This is a genomic window from Cupriavidus sp. R6-3 (assembly GCF_059772245.1).
Genome location: NZ_JCBAJO010000396.1, coordinates 1 through 2,549, shown reverse-complemented (window position 1 = coordinate 2,549; position 2,549 = coordinate 1). Strand labels below are relative to the sequence as shown.

2 protein-coding genes are annotated in these 2,549 nt (G+C 71.9%); both read left to right on the top strand.

The features are described 5' to 3' along the window. Positions 1–1,086, top strand: a 1,086-nt coding sequence (locus AC6EI8_RS26030; RefSeq protein ID WP_498383331.1) for an FAD-dependent oxidoreductase, incomplete at its 5' end; no start/stop codon positions are given. 35 nt (positions 1,087–1,121) lie between these two features. Beyond that, a complete protein-coding gene (locus AC6EI8_RS26025; RefSeq protein ID WP_498383332.1) occupies positions 1,122–2,384 on the top strand; it encodes a Zn-dependent hydrolase in 1,263 nt (420 codons plus the stop codon). The last annotated feature ends 165 nt before the right edge of the window (positions 2,385–2,549 follow it).

Here is a 2,549-nt window from a genome sequence, read left to right as displayed (position 1 = left end):
TCCACCACGTCCACCACGTCCTCGAACTCCGTCCCCTCTGCCGACTCCACCGACTCTGCCGGCGAGACCGTTGCCGCATGGTTGGCGCACGCGCCGCCCGCGCTGCAGCAGCGGCTGTGGTTCCCGCTGTGCGTGGCCGCGCTGAACACGCCGGCCGAGCAGGCCGATGCCCGCGTGTTCCGCCGCGTGCTGCGCGACAGCCTGCTGGCGGCGCGCGACGACAGCGACATGCTGGTACCGCGCTGGGACCTGAGCCGGCTGTTCCCCGAAGCCGCCGCGCAGGCGATCGTGGCCGCGGGCGGCACGGTCCGGACCGGCGCCGCGGTGCAGACGATCGCGCGGAGCGCGCGCGGCTGGGTGCTGCGGACCGCCTCCGGCCAGCAGGAGGTCGCGCAGTTGATCATCGCCACCGCGCCGCGGCAGGCGGCACGGCTGCTGGCGCAGATATCGCTGGGCCCGGACCCGGCCGCGCACCCGGTCGCGCACCACGCCGCCGCACTGAAGGCCGCCGCCGCGACGCTGCACGCCTTCGACCATGTGCCGATCGTCACGCTGTATCTGAACGTCGGCGCGCTGCGTCTGCCGCGTCCTTTCCTGGCGCTCGACGCCAGCGCCGCCGCGCCGGGGCAATTCGTCTTCGATCGCGCCGCGCTGTCCAGCGAGTACCACGGCGCCTTGCAGGACCCAGCCCGCGACAACGTCTGGTCGGTCGTCATCAGCGCCGCCGACGATGCCGCCGCGCTGCCGCAGGGCGAGCTGGCGCGGCGCGTGCGCGCGCAACTTGCCGCGCAACTGGCGCCCGTCATACCCGATGCCGCGCGCCTTGCCGAAGCGCGCGGCGAGTTCGTGATCGCCGAACGCCTGGCCACGTTCCGCTGCGTGCCCGGCCTGGCGCGTCCCGGCAACGATATCGGCGTGCCGGGTCTGGCGCTGGCGGGCGACTATACCGACGGGCGGGCCGAACCGGGCGGAGCTTGTGGCGCCTATGGCCCCTACCCGGCCACCATCGAAGCGGCGACGCGCAGCGGCTCGGCGGCCGCGGCGCTGCTGCAACGCGAACGCGTGCCGTCCGCCCCGACGGCATGACTCCCCTTTTCACCGACGTACCGAAGAGCCAGCACATGCATTCCCCCTCTCCTTCCCTGGGCCAGTCCATTCTCGATGCCGCCGACGCGCTCGCGCGCTTCTCCGATATGGAAGACGGCCTGACCTGCGCCTATCTGACGCCGGCTCACCGCGCCGCGGCGGCCATGCTCGCCGAGCGCATGCGCGCGGCCGGCATGCAGGTGCGCGTCGATGCGATCGGCAACGTGATCGGCCGCTACGAGGCCGATCCGTCGGCCGGTCCCGACGCGAAGGTGCTGATGACCGGCTCGCATTTCGACACGGTGCGCAACGGCGGCCGCTATGACGGGCGCCTGGGCATCCTGTTGCCGATCGCGGTGGTCGGCGCGCTGAACGAGGCCGGCATCCGGCTGCCCTATCACTTCGACGTGGTGGGCTTCGCCGAGGAGGAAGGGCTGCGTTTCAAGACCAGCTTCCTGGCGAGCAGCGTGCTCGCCGGCCGCTTCGATCCGGCGCTGCTGGCGCGCGCCGACGCCGACGGCATCACGCTGGCGCAGGCGCTGGCCGAATCCGACCTGCCGGGCCGCGGCGATCCCGATGCGCTGCGCGCGGCGGCGGTCGATCCGGCGACGCTGCTCGGCTTCGTCGAAGTACATATCGAACAGGGACCGGTACTGCTGCACCATGACCTGCCGCTGGGCATCGTCACGCAGATCGCCGGCAGCAGCCGCTTCCAGGTGCGCGTCGAAGGGCTGGCCAGCCATGCCGGCACCACGCCGATGACGATGCGCAAGGATGCCGCCGCGGCGGCCGCTGAAATGGTGCTGCTGGTCGAGTCGCGCTGCGGCCAGGCGCCGACGCTGGTCGGCACGGTCGGCCAGCTGCAGGTGCCGAACGGCTCCAGCAACGTGATTCCGGCCGCGTGCCACTTCTCGATGGATATCCGCGCCGGCGAGGACGCGGTGCGCGAGGCCGCGATCGCCGATATCGTCGCCGGCATCGAGGCGATCGCGGCGCGGCGCGGCGTGCGTGCGGAGGTGGAACGGGTGCCGCCGGTCAACAACGCGCCGTGCGCGCCGTGGCTGCGCGCGCAGTTCGCGGCGGTGCTGAACAAGCGCGGGCTGCAGGCCTTCGAGCTGCCGTCGGGCGCCGGGCACGATGCGATGATGATGCAGCGGATCACCGATGTGGCGATGCTGTTCGTCCGCTGCGGCAACGGCGGCATCAGCCACAACCCGCTGGAGACGATCACCGCCGAGGATGCGCAGCTGGCGGCGGAGGTGTTTGTCGATTTCCTGCGGCATTTCAAGCCGCGGTGAACGGCGCCGCGCGGATGGAGCCATCGCTCGCTTTGCGCTTGCGCGGGAGGGAAAAGACCGCGGGCATGGGCGAAGGCAGGGCGGATGCCATTGCCGCTCAGTTGCCCTGGTACATCTCCCTGCTGATGTCGTAGAGGCTCTGCCGCAGCTTGCGCCGTTCGTCGG

What these genes read in the sequence shown, in the direction of transcription:
- AC6EI8_RS26025 (WP_498383332.1), top strand. Translation starts at nt 1,122, where the DNA reads ATGCATTCCCCCTCTCCTTCCCTGGGCCAGTCCATTCTCGATGCCGCC.